Source organism: Planococcus circulans, assembly GCF_020023385.1.
Classification (GTDB): Bacteria; Bacillota; Bacilli; order Bacillales_A; family Planococcaceae; genus Planococcus.
Genome location: NZ_JAIQCL010000003.1, coordinates 47,402 through 64,052 on the forward strand (window position 1 = coordinate 47,402; position 16,651 = coordinate 64,052).

Here is a 16,651-nt window from a genome sequence, read left to right on the forward strand (position 1 = left end):
ACGTTTTTTTGTTGGAAAATTAATTGAGTATAATATTTTTATATTTTTTTAATGTTTAATACTATTCAATTCAAAAGAAAAATTCTTAGATAGGTCTATAAAATCAGTTAAAAAAGTTTAGTTTGTCTTTTATAGTTATTTTACAGTAAATTTGTTTTTTTCTAAATATTATGTTTATATATTTAAAAAACATGTTATCATGATTTATGCTTATACAACAACATCAGGAGGAACCGCCACATGATTACTTTTTTTGCAGCCTTGGCCTTACTTATTTTAGGTTATGTATTTTATTCGAAATTCATCGAGCGTGTATTTGGCGTTGATGACAATACACCGACTCCCGCCTATTCCAAAACAGACACATTGGACTTTGTTCCAATGAGCTGGTGGAAAGGGAATTTGATTCAATTACTGAATATCGCCGGCCTTGGCCCAATATATGGAGCGGTTGCCGGGGCTTTATATGGTCCAGTAGCATTTGTCTGGATCGTTGTTGGCTGTATTTTCGCTGGAGGGGTTCATGATTACTTTTCAGGTGTCATGTCCATGCGCCACGGAGGTGCACAGTTCCCGACATTAGTAGGGAAGTACCTGGGCAAGAATGCTAAAGTCTTTATCAACGGACTCTCACTGGTCTTGATGCTGCTGGTGACTGCAGCTTTTACCGCAGGGCCTGCGCAATTGATTGCACAAATTACGCCGATTAACTTTATGACTGCTTTAGTGATCATTTTCTTCTACTTTATCCTGGCGACAATTTTGCCGATCAATAAAGTGATTGGCCGCATCTATCCACTGTTGGGAGCAATCCTGCTGTTTATGGCGGTGGCGGTGGCGATTGCGTTGGTTTTCTCCGGAAAACCGATGCCGAACCTTACATTCGCTAACCTGCACCCGGGAGATCTGCCGATTTGGCCATTATTGATGGTGACCATTTCATGTGGGGCAATATCAGGATTCCATTGCACGCAAAGCCCGATCATTGCACGTACGATGAAAAAAGAAACAGACGGCCGCAAGATCTTTTACGGAGCTATGATCATCGAAGGCATTATCGCCTTGATCTGGGCAGCTGCCGGCATGACTTTCTTCAATGGTACTGAAGGTTTGGGAGCAGCACTTGCTGCTGGTGGCCCATCAGGCGTAGTCAATGAAATCTCGATTTCCTTGCTGGGTACGATGGGTGGATTGCTCGCTATTTTCGGTGTCATCATCTTGCCGATTACTACTGGGGATACCGCGCTTCGTTCTTCACGAATGATCTTGACGGATATCCTGGCAAAGTTTGTCAATATGGAAGGCAAAGTGAAGATTCTATTGGTGACCATTCCACTGGCCATTCCAACCTTCTACATGGCGACAATCGACTATACGTTCCTATGGAGGTATGTCGGCTGGACCAACCAGCTGGTGGCCACATTCATGTTATGGACAGCTGCTGTCTACCTTTTGAAAAACTTCAAATTCCATTGGGTGGCAGGAGTCCCTGCGATTTTCATGACAGCCGTCGTATCTATGTATATCTTCTATGCACCGGAAGGCTTGAACATGGATTATCAGGTTTCCGCAATTATCGGAGCCTGCATCACTCTGGTGGTGTTGTTATGGTATGTCGCACAAATCATCAAGTACAGAAACCTAAAGCAATTGCAGCCGGATTACCGTCCGCTGTAAAAAATAACAAACTCCCGCAGGGCTGTGTCCTGGCGGGAGTTTTTTCGGTCACAAGAATATCGTTAAGTGAAAATAGAAGATATTTACAGTATAGTTGAATCAGATAAAGTTTTATTGAGGAGGAAAATGAATGGTGACTTTGATCAAAGGACAAAAAGTGGATTTAACCAAGGCGCATCCTGGCTTAAAGCAATTGAAAATCGGATTGGGCTGGGACGTCAGCCAAACAGCTGCGTCCATCGATTTAGATGCGGTGGCTTTGCTGGTGGATGCTGAAGGGAAAATTGCCGGGAAAGAAAATATCGTTTTTTACAATAATCTGACTGGCGGCGGAAACGCAGTGCAGCTGACGAAGGACGATCGGACGGGTGCCGGTGCCGGAGACGACGAACAGATTACTGTTGACCTGGAGAAAGTCCCAGCAGGAATCAAAAAAATTGTAGTGGCGATCTGCATCTATGAAGGAGCAGCTAAAAAGCAGGACTTCGGACAGGTTTCAAACGCTTACGTACGGATTGAAGATGATCAAAACAAAAAAGAATTATGCCGCTATGATTTGGGCAAAGAGTTCAACAAGGACCTTACCCTCCTGGCAGGAGAAGTCTACCTGCATAACGGAGAATGGAAGTTTTCCGCAATCGGCCAAAGCGTTTCCGGAGACCTCCGGGAACTGTGCCGGCAATTCCATCTTGACCTGCCGGCAGATGCATTGGCTAAACCCAAACAGCCTGTCAAAACAGAAGATGCAAGTCCAAAACCCGCTTCGATCAACCTGAAGAAGGTGGAACTGAAAAAGGCAGGAGACAAGATCAACCTCAACAAAACCGATTCACCCTTGGGTGAAATCGTCGTGAATTTAAATTGGACGCAAAAAACGGCAGGCGGCTTTTTGTCATCGATCCTCAATGCCAGCAATTCAGTGGATTTGGATCTGGGCTGTTTGTTTGAGTTGGAGGACGGCTCTAAAGGCGTGGTCCAAGCGCTCGGCAACACCTTCGGAAATTTGAAGCAGCTGCCTTATATCGCACTTGACCACGATGACCGCACTGGAACGTCTAAAGGCGGAGAAAACCTTCGGATCAATGGCGATCAGCTCATGAAATTCAAACGGATTTTGGTCTATGCTTTTATCTACGAAGGTGCAGCGAATTGGGCAGAAGTGGATGGAGTTGTCACATTGAAGCAAAAAAACGGCCCGGATGTAGAAGTCCGTCTGGATGAACACCGCAAAGGCAAGCGGATGTGCGCCATCGCCTTGGTTGAAAATGAAAAAAATCAAACCTTGAGCGTCAAAAAAGTGGTGGAGTATTTCTCAGGCCACCGGGAAATGGATAAGGCCTTCAAATGGGGCATGACATGGAGCGCAGGGTCCAAATAAAGCAAGAAAGAAAGCGTGGAATTAAATTTCCGCGCTTTTTTTAAATGTGTAGCCAATCTATTTTTCTCAAAAAAGAAGAATTTTTTTAATTGATCTCAAAATAAAAAACTTCTATATATACATATTTTTAAAAGAAGAGGATCAGCATTTGTAGAACGATTAAATGAGTTGCTGATGGCCGCCGTAATCAGCCCTTATATCCGGAACCCGGTTTCAATGAAGGATAAACTATGTTAAGCTATTACTTCAATCAAAATTCGAATTTTCATTTTAAATTGAAAAATTGGAATTAACTATCTTAATCTCATGAATCCTGAGTACAGATTTTTCGGGAAGCAGTATAAGACACTTTCAATATAATGCATAAATATTCATTTATGGTGTATGTGAAAGTTTGTTAAATCCATTTATGCTGGAAAAAATAATTTATTGGATTGACTTAAAATGCAAAACAGTGCATAATAACTCTATTAAACAGATTCGATGAAAACAGTTGAAGAGAACATAGACACGGAGGCATGGTTCTTCCGCTTTTGAATGAAATGGAAGAATTTTTTTTATTTATCAAAATCGGGTGGTGATTGCACGTGGAGAAGAAGAGAATTGTTGTGAAAATAGGCAGTAGTTCATTGACAGATGAGCGTGGTAAACTGTCGATCGATAAGTTGCGCGAGCATGTGGATGCACTGGCTCGCTTAAAAGAAGACGGGCATGAAGTAATATTGATATCATCTGGAGCAGTCGCTGCAGGATGTACAAGCATGGGCTATTTATCGCGTCCAGATACAGTAGTCGATAAGCAGTCAGCGGCGGCAGTGGGCCAAAGCCTGTTGTTGCAGGCGTATGCAGATGAATGCAAAAAACACAATATTGTGGCTGCACAGCTGCTATTGACAAAAGATCTTTACAAAAATGCCAACGACACGATTTCAAAACTATTGGAACGAAACGTTATGCCGATCATCAATGAAAACGATTCGGTGTCAGTGAAAGAGCTGACGTTTGGAGACAATGATATGCTGTCGGCATTGGTAAGCGGGCTCGTCCACGCAGATTTCCTTATGATTTTAACAGACATCAACGGCATTTATCAGGACAATCCAAGAACCAATCCTCAAGCTCATAAATACCTTCATCTTGATACAATCCCTAATGAACTAATAGAAGCCACATCTTCTGTGGGTTCTGATGTCGGAACAGGCGGCATGAAGTCAAAACTCGAAGCAGCACGTACGGCCTTGGCTTTAGGTGTTCAAGTGTTCATCGGTTCTGGAACAGGCAGTGAAAAACTGGTTGATATTTTCCGGGGCAAAGGTGATGGGACCTATATTGGCGTAAAAACAAAAATGGGTGTTTGATTAACGCAAAACCGAAAGGGGTATCATGAATGACTGAACTTCTTCAAGAACAGCAAATCGAGAAAAGTGAACTAGTCCAGAAAGCGAAACAGGCGAAACAGGCTTCCGCAGTATTGGCGAAGTCGACGACCAAGCAAAAAAATAACGCGCTTCGTTCAATTTCAGCTCAACTGCTTGAAGAGCAGGCTTATATTCTGGAAGAAAACAAGAAAGACATTGAAGCCGGACGCCAAAATGGAATGAGTGACTCCTTGGTGGACCGTTTAAAACTGGATCAAGCGCGGTTAGAAGATATGGCCGATGCTTTGATTCAATTGACGAAACTCGCGGATCCTGTCGGTGAGGTGCTTGAGAAATGGGAACGGCCGAATGGCTTGACGATGTCGAAAATCCGAGTGCCTCTAGGTGTTGTGGGCATGATCTACGAAGCGCGTCCCAATGTCACAGTGGATGCCTCCAGCTTATGCCTGAAAACAGGTAATGCGGTGGTGCTACGCGGCAGTTCCACGGCAATCCATTCCAATAAAGCCATTGTTTCGGTTATCCACCGCGCACTTGAAAAAAGTGAACTGCCGGTTGAGTCCGTTCAATTGCTGGAAGATACGAGCAGGGAAGCAGCTTCACATATGTTTAAGCTGAACCAATACCTGGATGTGCTGATTCCTCGCGGAGGCGCCAAGCTGATTCAAACAGTGGTCCAAAACTCTACGGTCCCGGTATTGGAAACTGGTGCAGGCAATTGCCATATCTATATCGACGAGACAGCGGATGTCAAAATGGCCATCGAAATTGCACTGAATGCCAAGACACAGCGGCCTTCAGTCTGTAATTCCTGTGAAAGCATTCTGGTCCATAAAAATTGGGCGGAGCAGCATTTACCGAAATTGATGACAGCATTGCAGGAAAATCAGGTGGAAATCCATGGAGATGAGGTTGCGCAAAAACTCTCTCCTAATGTCATACCTGCAGAAGAAGCGGATTGGGGAACAGAATACCTGGGACTGGAAGTGTCGATGAAAATCGTTGATGATGTAACTGAAGCGGTTCAGCATATCAACACCTACGGAACCAAACATTCGGAAGCCATCATTTCGTCCAATTCCGCAAATGTCGATCAATTCTTTATGGAAATTGATGCAGCCGCGGTTTACCATAATGCCTCTACCCGTTTTACGGACGGTTTTGAATTTGGTTTTGGTGCCGAGATCGGCATCAGTACACAGAAGCTTCACGCGCGCGGACCTATGGGACTGCCTGCTTTGACTTCGACTAAATACATCGTGCGCGGCAATGGCCAAGTTAAATAAGAAATGTGCGATACACAAAAAAGACCGGAAGCTCATCGCTTCCGGTCTTTTTCTTATGCGGTTCGATTGTGTTTCCACATCATGTAGCGATAACGGATGGTACAGCCGATGCAATACCCCATGAGCGCCACGCCTGCTGCGATAATGACCATGATGCCGAACGCATAGGCGGCCAGTGGAGTGCCCACAGAGAAGAAAAGAAGTGACAGCCCTAAGCAGATCGTTGCGATCCATTGATTGAAAAGCTGCTGATCTTTATCTTCCTGCTGATAGCTCGCCATCGGTTTTTTCAAAAAGCGGCGGCTGAATTGAATCACCGGGTTTTTCTTGGTGATCAATGTATAAACTCCGACAGCAAACGGCAATAGCAGAATGGCCGGGTGGAGCAGAAGTGCTGTTAATACGGTAATGACGATAAAAGCCTGATTGGTCTGTACAAGGGGTTTCGGAATAGTCACGGGCTCGCCTCCTTCAATTAAGACTTATTATACCTAGTAACTTACTTAGGATAAAGATAATTGCTTGAGATAAGGAACTTTAAGCACGTGAGGAGGAGCGACGCCCTTTAAAGCAGTTGAGAAATGAATAAAGTAGCCATCCCAAAATAAATCAGCAAAGACAGGATATCGTTGATTGTCGTGATTAAAGGACCGGATGCCACAGCCGGATCGATCTTAAATCTGTATAGGACAAGAGGAATGATGGTCCCGGCCAAAGTTCCGATGATTAAGGTCATCAACAGCGAGCCGCCGACCACAATGCCCAATACGAAATTACCCTGCCACACATACGCAATCAGCAAAATAAGCACGGAGCAGATAGCGCCGATGATGATGCCGACCCATAATTCCCTAAAGATCAGGTTGATGGTCTGCTTGGTATTCAACTTTTGTGAAGCCAGTCCACGGACCACTACAGACAGGGATTGCGTTCCCGTATTCCCTGTCATGCCGGCAATCATCGGCATAAAGAAAGTTAAAGCGACAACCGTCTGCAGCGTTTCTTCAAAACGGCTGATGATACCGCCGGAAAACAGCCCGATAAACAATAGAAGGATCAGCCAGGGCAGACGGCGATAGGCAGCAACCAGAGCGGGCGTATTGAAGTCGATCGACTTTCCTGAAGCCGATAGTTTTTCAATGTCTTCATTCGCTTCCTGCATAACGACATCGATAATGTCATCAACAGTGATGACACCAACCAGCTTGTCATCTTTTTCAACAATCGGCAGCGTGACAAAATCATAACGGCTGATCAATTGTGCGGCATCTTCCTGGTCGGTCAAGACATCGGCTTTGACGACGCGATTGTACATGACTTCTTCAATTTTATCGTCAAGGTTTCCGAGGATCAGGTCCTTATAGGAAACGACGCCGACCAGCTTCTTATCCTCATCTACGACATAAAGATAGTTTAGGTATTCCGCCAAATCGGCAAACAGCTTAATCTTATCGACCGCTTCACGGATCGTGTAATGGCGTGGAATCCAAACATATCGGTTATTCATCAAGCGGCCTGCCGTTTCAGGTGGGTAAGTCATCGTACTTTTAACAAATTGTGAATCGTCCTGATTGATCTGCGATAATAGTTCTTCAATGCGTTCCGGTTCCAAATCGGCCAATAGCAGGGCCAAATCGTCGTTGTCCATGCGATCAAGGACCTGGGACGACTTTTCGAGACCCAATTTATGAAGAATATCGATTTGTTCATTTTTGGAAAGTTCCTGCATCAATTCCGTCAATTGGCGGATCGTCAAATAGAGCAGGAATTTATTGCGGTGCTTGTCCGGCAGGTGCCGGTATTGGATCGCCATATCGTAGGGCTGGAGCTCATCCAGAATGTCCTGGAACTCCATTATTTTTCCCTCTTTCATGGCCTTGATCAGCGCCAGGGTGATTTCATCTTCGAACAATGCTGTAGACATGGGGTTCACTCCTTCTGTACAGGAAATTCAGAAATCCTATTGTTGATTATTGCGCTAAATCGTCATTTTTGAAAGAGGTAAAAAAAAGATGGCGCATTTGAATTATTTGACATATAATAATGAAAATCTGGAAAAGGCAAACTTCACCGAAAGGGAAGGACGCAAAGCCATGAGCCTACCCGTTGAAAAACGCAGGGTTGTCAGGTTGCCTCGGCCTCGTTCTGTGAGCCACGGCTATCAGAACGGGAGGATATGGGAAAATGAAAAAACTAATGATAGCAGGTGTATGGCTGTTGTTTATGCTGACGCAACATGGGATTGAAGCACAGGCGACTGAGGTGGAAACCAAAGCGACTTGGTTATGGAATCCTTGGATGATCTACAATGATGAAGCGGGAACACTGGCTTTTCTGGAGAGTAAAGATGTAAACAAAGTTTATGTGCAGATTGATGCCGATATTCCGGCCAGTAGTTATCAGAGCTTTATTGAAAAAGCGCGATCAGCAGGAATGGCTATTTACGCATTGGATGGGGCACCTGACTGGGTGGCACCGAAAGGTTTTGTACAGCAGGATCAGTTGATGTCCTGGTTATCGCTTTATCAGCGGGATTCTGGGCCGGCCCAAAGATTTTCGGGCGTTCACTTGGATGTTGAACCGTATCTTTACAGCGGCTGGAATACAAACCGTGCAGCAACCGTTAAGTCTTATCAAGCTTTGATGACAAAAGCAAAATCCAGCACAGCTGCGCTGAACTTGCCGATTGAAGTGGATCTGCCTTTCTGGTTCGATGAAATTTCCTATAAAAATACATACGGCAAAGGTGTGCTCGCTGAATGGGTAATTGCCAACACGCACAGCGTTACCCTCATGGCTTATCGGGATTCAGCAGCCATGATTACAGAACTGGTGAAAAACGAAATTGCTTATGGAGTAAAGTATGGGAAACCCGTAGTGGTGGGAGTTGAAACCGACAAGACTGATGAAGGGGATTTCATCTCTTTCTATGAAGAAGGAGAAACTTTCATGAAAGTCGAGTTGGCCAAAGTATCCGCATATTATACTGGGGTAAAAGGGTTTGGCGGTATTGCAATCCATCACGTGGACAGTTGGAAAACGATGGCTCCATAAAGGGATGAAAAGCAGCAAGGTTGGCCGATTCGGCTGAACCAGGCTGCTTTTTCTTATAGTTAACTAGTATGGATATGTTACAATATCCATAAATTATCAATTATGAATATTATTTAGAAATTTTTATATAAAAACTGCTGAAAGCACTTCAAAAAGGAGATTTGATAAATGATAGAGGTATTTATATCGGTTGTTTTCAGCTTATTGGGGATTCAACTCCTGATTTTGGCGTTGCTGATCGCCTGGAAAATGAAAAACTTGGCTGTTGAACACAGCATAAAAGAAACAATGGAGACGTTAAAGCCTCAATTCCGGCAGTATATAGAAGGTTCGCATGAAACTGAGCCTGGTTTGCCTGCTGCGAAGAAAAACCGGTTCAAATTGATGGAAACCATGCTTGATGAATTTGCATCCGAAGGTTTTCAGGGCGAACAGAAAGCACGTATCCATAGATTGGCAGAAAAGCATTTAACGGAATATTATCGTCATATGCTGAAAAAAGGCCAATGGGCAGAGCGCATCAATGCGTTGTATTTTATCGAAGATTTCCGGCTTTTTTCCTTAAAGGAAGACATTTATCAGCATTTCAAGAAAATCAGCAAAAGGGATGAAGAATTTCGCCAATGCATCCGTGCTTGTGCCACTTTGCAGGAAGTGCGGTTGATGGATGCCGCCATTGAAAGTAAAGACCTGTCATTCGGGATGATCAAGGAATTGCTATATCGCCTGGATCAGGATTTACTCAAATTGACGCTGGAGCGGATGCAATTGAAAGAGGATATCTCAGAAAATATGCTTTACGCCTTCATCAGTTTCAGCGGAGAGCATCAGATTGACATGCTCTTCCCGTTTGTCGAAAAAAAATTACAGGATGAGCGTAAAGAAGTCCGCTTGAAGGCAATGAGCAGCTTATGCCATTACAAAAAAATGGTGAATCCTGCTATTCTTTCCGGCTTTTTCGATTCAGCACACTGGCAAGAGCGGATGTACGCAGCTAAGCTGGCGGGAGCCTGCCATTTTGATCAGTACAAACCCCATTTGATTTACTTGCTGGCGGACAATGTATGGTGGGTCCGTTTTGCAGGGGCTGAAAACCTTAAATTCTTTGAAGGCGGCAATCAGGTGCTTGAACAGGTGGCGGCTGATCACGCGGATGCATACGCCAGAGATATTGCCAGGCATATGCTGACACGTGAAGGAGGGATCCTCATATGAGTGGAACTGGCATCGCAGTAATCATCGAAATTATTTCCTGGGCAATCATCGCTTATATGCTGGCGGCCGGTGCGACTTATTTGATTTTGTTTCTGGTCGCCAGCCCGAAAATCAGCAAAGAGAAAAAATTGAACCGCCAGGAGCAAATTGAGGAAATGTCGATCAATAAAGACACATATCCTATTTCCATTCTGGTTCCCGCCTATAACGAAGAAGCTGGCGTGGTCAGCACAGTCCGTTCCTTACTGAATTTGAATTATCCCCAATATGAAATCATTGTAGTCAACGATGGGTCAACGGATAGGACCAGTGAAAAAGTACTTGCCCAATTCGGGATGGAACCGATTGAACTGGCGATCCGGACTCACTTTAAAACTGGAGAAATCAAACGGGCTTATCGCTCGACTTTTCATCCCCATTTGTTCTTGATTGAAAAAGAAAATGGCGGAAAAGCGGATGCATTGAATGCTGGAGTCAATTTCTCAAGATACCCCTATTTTGCAGCAATCGACGGCGATTCGATCCTCGAACAGGATGCCTTGCTGAAGACGATGAAACCGATTGTGGATTCAAGCGGAATGGTGACTGCGACAGGTGGGACTGTGAGGATTGCCAATGGTTGCAAAATTAACCGTAGCGTCATCGAACAGGTGGCATTACCGAAAAAGCCATTGGAAGTCATGCAGATTATCGAATACTTCCGTGCTTTTCTGATTGGCCGTCTTGGGTTCAGCCGGGTGAATATCCTGCTGATCATTTCAGGGGCATTCGGCGTCTTTGAGAAAAGCCGGGTCATTAAAGTGGGCGGCTATAAAACCGATACCGTCGGTGAAGATATGGAGCTGATTGTCCGCTTGCACCGGTCCATCAAAGATGAAAAATCAAAGCAGCGGATCGAATATATCCAGGATCCGGTTTGCTGGACAGAAGCGCCGAGTACAGTAGCTTCCTTGCGGGCACAGCGCATTCGCTGGCAAAGAGGCCTGGCAGAAACTTTATGGACGCATCGCGGAATGATGCTCAATCCGAAATATAGAGGAATCGGGTTATTTTCGATGCCTTATTATGTCTTTATCGAACTATTGAGCGCTGTCTTTGAAGTAATGGGTTATTTCATCATCATCGGCGGGTTTGCCTTCTCCTTCATTGAGACGGACATAGCCGTTATCATGCTGCTGGTGATGGTGCTGTACGGTTCTCTCTTGTCTGCGCTTGCTGTGCTGCTGGAGGAATGGACCTACCATAAGTATCCTACTGTCAGAAGTATCCTCGTCCTTTATGTCTATGCACTGACTGAGACGTTCTGGTATCGGATCCTGATGAATTTCTGGCGTGTGCAAGGTTTGTTCTATGCATTCAAGAAAAAATCCGTATGGGGAGACATGGAGCGCAAAGGTGTGTTCTCGGATGACGAACAAAAAGAAGGAAGCCTGTAAAGGGCTTCCTTCTTTTTTAGTTGGTTTACGTCACTCTGTCTCGTCAAAAGTCTCTTGTAAAATATAATACGATTGCTTCAACCGTTCATCAGTTTTCGGCAAGCCCCAAGGTTCCCAGGAGTACCGGGCAGCTTTATCGGCCTCAAAGGTTTCAACTGCTTTTCCGTCCGGTCCGGTTAAACTGGCGGTGACATCCAATCCGTCGATCGTTTCGGAAGATTCGATCCCCTCTTTCCAGAGATCGCCGATAAATTCGTGCTTCGCCGGGTCTTTGGCATTCAGCAACATCCATGGAATTCGGATTTCCATGATTCCCGTCCCCTTATCGTAATAATAATCATTCAAGGAATCATAATTTTCATGTTCCGGGTTGGCGATGCCGAATCGAAGGACCCCAGTTTCATAGGCATCAAATGGATAAATTTCGCCTGTGTCCGGACGAACAAATTCTTTGTTCAAAGCCAATCGGATCGGATGGAAGGTCGATTCGATCTTTTCTTCCGCGGGAATCATTTCAAGGCGTTCATGATAATCATAATAGAAGCTGTCGTAATCGCCCGCCACCTGCAAACGTGCCTGCTCCAGGTCTTCCACTTTCAACTGGAAGTCCGCCAGAAACTCTGTTTTCTTCAAGGCATCAACCGCGATGCCTTGGTCTTCACGGGTGCTGAAATAAAGAGTGAAATCCTGTTTGTCCCACCAGTTTTTATTGGCTGGATCGAATTGGGCTTTAATGTAGACATACCGCTCATCCGAATCCATCTCCAGTGCTCTAAGAGCTCCGCTGTCTTTTTCGTAAAGGGTTTGGCCACCTGACCAGTCATCCTCGCCATCGACTTTCACTTTATGGCGATCAAAGCTCAACAGACCGAATTGCTGCTCGTTGGTTTGGGCATTCGACCAGAAAGGCCGTTCGTTCGGATTGTCATAATCCATCGTATTCCACGTGCGTTTGAACCACTCATCCTGCCAGGTGAAAACCATACCGCCAAGCATGCCTTCTTCAAGAATATCTTCATATAGACGGTTGACGATTTCACCTTGCTGCTGTTCGGAAATGAATCCTTGGTTCCAGCCGAACGGATTTTCATGGGTCATGCCGCGTGAAGCTGGAACACCGAACTCGGCGATGACAATCGGCATGTCGTGTGAATCGTTTAAATCCTTCAAGTAACCGGCGTAGTTATTAGCTTCGCCGCGGTGATCAACATATTCGGTATAGCGCTCTTCTAAATTCAAGAAATCCGGATAGTACGGATAAACATGGTAGGAAGCAAACATACCGACTGTATCCGTCATCCCTTTTGTTTTAATGTGGTTTGGGTCAACAGTGGCTAAGTCTTCCAAGTAGCTTGGCTCCGCTGGGTGTTCGATATTGTCAGTCGTCACCCAGTTGGTGAAGCTGAGGGGGCGCATGCTTTGGTATTCGTCCAGCTCATATTCCGCAAGGCGATCCAATTGCTGCGCCAGCCAATGCTCCATGGGGGTGGCACCTTCTGTGTAGACGTGGGTTCCCTGATAATCACCCAAGTCAGGGTAATCGAGTTTCATCTGATGGACAGCTCCAGGATACCATTCGATGCCGATCATCCAGCCGATGACATAGGAAGAGATATCCGTCTGGTAAGTTCCATGGGCATGGCCAGGCTCCTGTTCGACCACTGCTTCGCCATGGATGACATCAACAATTTTCTCAACTTCATTCTGGAAGCGGTCTGTGATGTCGGGAGTAAAAGCGTCCAATGTCTCCACCAACGGCTCTTCATCGATCCATACACCGTGATACAGGTAAAGCGGCTCTTTTGCGCTGGCATTATAAGCAGCGAATGCTTCGTAGAAAGCTGGTGGATGAAGTGTATAAATGCGGATTGCATTGGCATTCATTTCACCGATTGCTTGGAACCACCGGTCGTATTCCTCCCGCGTAATCGCGGCTTCTCCAGGGAACGTTCCGGGTTTGGCCATCCCCATATTGACGCCTTTGATGGTGAACGGCTGCCATTCACCATCCTGGTATACCTCAAACGCCTGGCCGTTTACACGGGAAGGGTAGGCGATGCCATCCTTCTCGGCTGTAGTTGCTTTGGCTGCTTCGATCTCAGTATTCTCATCTTCGGTCTTTTCACTTTCAGTCTTCTTATCTTCTGTATTCGCCAAAATGGTCTCCATCATTGGTAGGTAAGTCTGCCAGTAAAAACTCTTTTCGGCATCCAATGATTCTGTTGAGATAAATGAACGAAGTGTTGAAAATCCGGCATAGCGGTAAAAACTTGGGGTATCATCAATATCAACAAAATCCCCGGCAAAATAGTAAAGGTCTGCTCCGTTCTTGGATTGATGGAACACGGCTGGAAAGTTTTCAGGAATGCCGGCAGCTTTCAACTTCTCGCTGCCCGTGCTTTCGAGATCCCATTGATAGTCTGCCAGTACCTCTGTACCGGCAGCCGCCTCGTTGATATCAAACCAATAACCGAAAGAAGGACTATCCGCTAAAGTGAATTGATCAGCGCCTTTTTCAGTAAAGGCAAGGTGAATCCCGTTGGCGCCGACTTCTCCGGATTCTTCGGAAAGAACCACGATTTCTCCTTTAGCATCGTTGACCAGGACAAAGCCAGCACCTTCAAAATTCCATTTCATATCGTTTTTTTCATAATTATCTACAATCCACTGAGGCACTTCGCCTTCAGGTGCCTGAAGGTTTACAAAATGGCGGCCACTCCAGCCGCTCCATTTGAGTCCCAGAAACTCGTTCATATCTTGCGCCACTTCTTTTGGCGTCGGGGAGGCGAAGGTATTGAACTCAACAACTAAATCCGTACCTTGAGATTGAACCTGCTTTTTAATGGTCTGCCATTCATCCATTTGAAGTCCGCCCAAAATCATAGATGAACTGCCTGGAGTTTTTTCCGATGATTGCCATGGAAGATCTTCTTCATAAACACCATAGGAATCCGCCAGATAGATAAGGTCGGTTCCAGATAGATTTTCGGGTAAATCCCGGGTTGTATAGCTGTTCTCTTTTTCATCAGGGACAAATCCATAATAATCGCTGTCTGCCTGATACGTCTTATTGTCTTCTGACACGTAGCGGTGGTGATTCAACAGCCAGGTCAGTCCTTTATGTTCCCGGTAACTTTCAGTTGGAACCGTTTTATCAAGTATCGCCACATTTACTATTTTTTCTTCCTTAAAGAACCAGATGATAATAGGCAATAGAAGGATAGCAATGATTGCTGTTATAGACAGCAGAGTCTTCTTCATCAATACCACTCTTTTCTATTTACAAAATATAACTCAAAAGACATTATAGCTTAAAAATTATTAAAAATAGATAAATTTTACCTATTTTTTTCAAAATAAAAAAGACCCGAATTTGTCGGGTCTTTTCATCATCTTTAGTTTTGAACGTTGCTTTCTTCCTGGTAAACCGGTACCCATCCTTCAGTTGTTACAAAGATGCGAACCGCTACAACTTTCCGGTCATCTGCAAGCGTAAAGTAATGGGTGATGTTTTCAGGAACCGAGATCAAGTCGCCTGGCGTCAGGTGAACTTCGAAAAAGCGCTCGTCTTTTCCTTGGATGATGAAGACGCCATGGCCGCTGACGATATAGCGCACTTCGTCGTCTGTATGGATATGTTTGCGCTGGAAGTTCTTCAAGAGCTCGTCCAGCTTCGGGTTGGAGTCTGACAGGGAAATGATATCCGCTGCCTGGTAGCCGCGGCGCTCTGAGATGTCATCAATTTCTGTTTTGAATACCTGAAGGATTTCTTCTTTGTCTTCATCGCTCAAGTCGAACTTTTCACGAAGATGCTCCGGCAATTTATTGTTGTCCCAATGTTCATAAACGACTTCCTGCTGCTCGAGAAATGCTGCCACCTCGTTTTGTGCTTCAATTGTTTCGTCTGTTCCTTGAATTTTAATGATAGCCATTAGAATCTTCCTCTCTTATTTTAACTGTAGTTGCAACGCTAATTGGTATTGAAATAAAAACTCGCTGGCTTCAAGCAGCTTTTTCGCTTCAAAGCCGTCTTTTCCCCAAACGGTAATGCCATGGTTGCGGATCAGCACCGCACCTTTGTCGGCGGCAATATAAGGTTCAAAGGCTGCGGCGAGCGTTGGAATATCGGCGTGATTGGGAATGATGGGAATGGTCAGTACAGCATCCTCTTCCCATAATCCGAATGCCTTGATCAATTCCTGTCCCTTGAAATCGATTTTTCCGGCATCGCCGTATAACTCGGAAATGACATTATTGGCGACTGTATGGACGTGAAGACTGCAGCCGGCCTTTGTCTTTCCGTAAATCGCACAATGCAGCAAAGTCTCAGCCGATGGTTTCAACGGTGTTTCTGCAGCCGGCTGGCCGTTGGCATCGACGAGCAAAAAGTCTTCATCGGTCCGTTTTTTCTTGTCTTTTCCGCTGGCGGTGACAAGAAATTCGAGTGGTTCATCTGCTACCTTAATGGCTAGATTTCCGCTGGTTCCCATAAACCAGTCGCGAACTGCCAATTCATCTTTGACATCCGCCAATTCTAGCCATTTTTCCCGCAATGCTGTCATGACTTCACTCCTATATAGTCATCGACGATCGCAATGACTTCGTGGAACGTTTCAAACGGTTCGTAGGCGATGTCAGCTTCTTGGCATTTCTCAGCCAATAAATCCCGGGCGATGACGAAGTCGGCTTCTTTGGCGGCTTCCCAGTCACTGATGGAATCACCAATGACGATACTTTTCGTGCCGGTATCCAAAAGGTCCCGAATGACAGATGGCTTACAGCATCCGCAGCCCTGGCTGCTGCATTTTTCATCGCAGCCATGCGGGAATTCCAGTTTGATGACATCTTCTGAAAAGTCGGCACCGTTGCAATAGATGCCGTCAAAAGGTCCAAAAGGTTCAAGGAGCGGATAGACGAAAAAGTCGATTCCACCACTGACAATGTATAAAGGCAACTCCTGTTTTTTCGTATAAGCGACAAAGTCGCTGAAACCTTCCCGTATTTCAGCCTGTTCCAGAACATATGAAATAATTTCATCTTTTGCCGAAACAGGGAGCAGGGAAAACATTTTCGCCACACCTTCACGTATTGAGATGGATTGGTCAAGAATTCGGTCTTTGACTGGTTCCCAGCCCGTTGGATCAAACTGTTTCATAATAGCGATGATGTTATCATTGGCCGTTACAGTACCATCAAAATCGCAAAAAATAATCGGTTTGTTCAATC

At 45.1% G+C, this 16,651-nt stretch carries 13 protein-coding genes and 1 riboswitch; of the genes, 7 read left to right on the top strand and 6 right to left on the bottom strand.

The window, feature by feature from the left end:
* Nucleotides 1-240 precede the first annotated feature (240 nt).
* The 4 genes from K8U60_RS06640 (at nucleotide 241) to K8U60_RS06655 (ending at nucleotide 5,720) form a co-directional block, all read left to right on the top strand.
* Nucleotides 241-1,677 carry a carbon starvation CstA family protein gene (locus K8U60_RS06640; protein WP_223636150.1) on the top strand — a complete coding sequence of 479 codons (1,437 nt, stop codon included), beginning with the start codon at nucleotides 241-243 and terminating at the stop codon, nucleotides 1,675-1,677.
* A gap of 130 nt (nucleotides 1,678-1,807) precedes the next feature.
* A complete protein-coding gene (locus K8U60_RS06645) occupies nucleotides 1,808-3,055 on the top strand; it encodes a TerD family protein (RefSeq protein ID WP_223636154.1) in 1,248 nt (415 codons plus the stop codon).
* A 587-nt stretch (nucleotides 3,056-3,642) separates the two neighbouring features.
* Nucleotides 3,643-4,413, top strand: a complete 771-nt coding sequence (proB, locus tag K8U60_RS06650; RefSeq protein ID WP_317851913.1) for a glutamate 5-kinase — start codon at nucleotides 3,643-3,645, stop codon at nucleotides 4,411-4,413.
* Between the two features lie 29 nt (nucleotides 4,414-4,442).
* Complete coding sequence (locus K8U60_RS06655; RefSeq protein WP_223636156.1) at nucleotides 4,443-5,720, top strand: glutamate-5-semialdehyde dehydrogenase; 1,278 nt, start codon at nucleotides 4,443-4,445, stop codon at nucleotides 5,718-5,720.
* A 53-nt stretch (nucleotides 5,721-5,773) separates the two neighbouring features.
* Here the strand turns inward: K8U60_RS06655 and K8U60_RS06660 are convergent, their stop codons facing one another.
* Nucleotides 5,774-6,178 (bottom strand): DUF4395 domain-containing protein, encoded by a 405-nt coding sequence (locus K8U60_RS06660; RefSeq protein WP_223636160.1) that lies wholly within the window; start codon nucleotides 6,176-6,178, stop codon nucleotides 5,774-5,776.
* 107 nt (nucleotides 6,179-6,285) lie between these two features.
* On the bottom strand, nucleotides 6,286-7,644 hold the full coding sequence (gene mgtE / locus K8U60_RS06665) for a magnesium transporter (RefSeq protein ID WP_223636163.1): 1,359 nt from the start codon (nucleotides 7,642-7,644) through the stop codon (nucleotides 6,286-6,288).
* Nucleotides 7,645-7,769: 125 nt separating this feature from the next.
* Nucleotides 7,770-7,857: riboswitch (cyclic di-GMP riboswitch) on the top strand.
* 47 nt (nucleotides 7,858-7,904) lie between these two features.
* Here mgtE and K8U60_RS06670 point away from each other — a divergent pair.
* From K8U60_RS06670 to K8U60_RS06680, 3 genes are all read left to right on the top strand, one after another.
* Nucleotides 7,905-8,774 (top strand): amidase, encoded by an 870-nt coding sequence (locus K8U60_RS06670; RefSeq protein ID WP_223636165.1) that lies wholly within the window; start codon nucleotides 7,905-7,907, stop codon nucleotides 8,772-8,774.
* A 168-nt stretch (nucleotides 8,775-8,942) separates the two neighbouring features.
* Complete coding sequence (locus K8U60_RS06675) at nucleotides 8,943-9,989, top strand: HEAT repeat domain-containing protein (protein WP_223636167.1); 1,047 nt, start codon at nucleotides 8,943-8,945, stop codon at nucleotides 9,987-9,989.
* Entirely contained in the window at nucleotides 9,986-11,425 is a 1,440-nt protein-coding gene (locus K8U60_RS06680; protein WP_223636169.1) for a glycosyltransferase, read from the top strand. Before K8U60_RS06675 ends, K8U60_RS06680 begins: the two co-directional genes overlap by 4 nt.
* 30 nt (nucleotides 11,426-11,455) lie before the next feature.
* Here K8U60_RS06680 and K8U60_RS06685 read toward each other — a convergent pair whose 3' ends face one another.
* The 4 genes from K8U60_RS06685 to K8U60_RS06700 form a co-directional block, all read right to left on the bottom strand.
* On the bottom strand, nucleotides 11,456-14,686 hold the full coding sequence (locus K8U60_RS06685) for a hypothetical protein (RefSeq protein ID WP_223636171.1): 3,231 nt from the start codon (nucleotides 14,684-14,686) through the stop codon (nucleotides 11,456-11,458).
* Nucleotides 14,687-14,820: 134 nt separating this feature from the next.
* The gene (locus K8U60_RS06690; protein ID WP_223636173.1) at nucleotides 14,821-15,357 is read right to left on the bottom strand and encodes a 1,2-dihydroxy-3-keto-5-methylthiopentene dioxygenase; all 537 of its coding nucleotides are present in this window, start codon (nucleotides 15,355-15,357) and stop codon (nucleotides 14,821-14,823) included.
* A 15-nt stretch (nucleotides 15,358-15,372) separates the two neighbouring features.
* The gene (locus K8U60_RS06695; protein WP_223636176.1) at nucleotides 15,373-15,987 is read right to left on the bottom strand and encodes a methylthioribulose 1-phosphate dehydratase; all 615 of its coding nucleotides are present in this window, start codon (nucleotides 15,985-15,987) and stop codon (nucleotides 15,373-15,375) included.
* The gene (locus K8U60_RS06700; protein WP_317851914.1) at nucleotides 15,984-16,649 is read right to left on the bottom strand and encodes a 2-hydroxy-3-keto-5-methylthiopentenyl-1-phosphate phosphatase; all 666 of its coding nucleotides are present in this window, start codon (nucleotides 16,647-16,649) and stop codon (nucleotides 15,984-15,986) included. Before K8U60_RS06700 ends, K8U60_RS06695 begins: the two co-directional genes overlap by 4 nt.
* Nucleotides 16,650-16,651 lie beyond the last annotated feature (2 nt).